Source organism: Paenibacillus sp. YAF4_2, assembly GCF_052113225.1.
Taxonomy (GTDB): domain Bacteria; phylum Bacillota; class Bacilli; order Paenibacillales; family Paenibacillaceae; genus Pristimantibacillus.
In genome coordinates this window covers 1-423 of sequence record NZ_JBFRCT010000035.1, presented here as the reverse complement: position 1 = coordinate 423, position 423 = coordinate 1, and the positions used below count along the sequence as shown (strand labels likewise).

The window sequence follows — 423 nt, the reverse complement described above, 5'->3', positions numbered from 1 at the left end:
TTCAGGAAGTCATCCGTTTGGTGGCGATGGCGGAGGGGAACCACACGTTCCCATACCGAACACGACCGTTAAGCCCTCCAGCGCCGATGGTACTTGGACCGCAGGGTCCTGGGAGAGTAGGACGTCGCCAAGCAGGTGTTTATACACCTTAATAAAATGATAATATCTAGGGCCTTTAGCTCAGCTGGTTAGAGCGCACCCCTGATAAGGGTGAGGTCGGTGGTTCGAGTCCACTAAGGCCCACCACTATAACAGATATTATTCTTCCTATTTATGGGGCCATAGCTCAGCTGGGAGAGCGCCTGCCTTGCAAGCAGGAGGTCAGCGGTTCGATCCCGCTTGGCTCCACCAAAAGTAATTTTTTTTGAGACTTGTTCTTTGAAAACTGGATAGCGAAAGAATGAAACATCCTTAAGCAATTAT

2 tRNA genes and 1 rRNA gene are annotated in these 423 nt (G+C 49.9%); all 3 read left to right on the top strand.

Annotated features, from left to right (window positions below):
• Positions 1–16: 16 nt before the first annotated feature.
• Positions 17–133 (top strand): 5S ribosomal RNA (gene rrf / locus AB4Y93_RS28890).
• Between the two features lie 36 nt (positions 134–169).
• A tRNA-Ile gene (locus AB4Y93_RS28885) sits at positions 170–246 on the top strand.
• A gap of 29 nt (positions 247–275) precedes the next feature.
• A tRNA-Ala gene (locus AB4Y93_RS28880) sits at positions 276–351 on the top strand.
• Positions 352–423 lie beyond the last annotated feature (72 nt).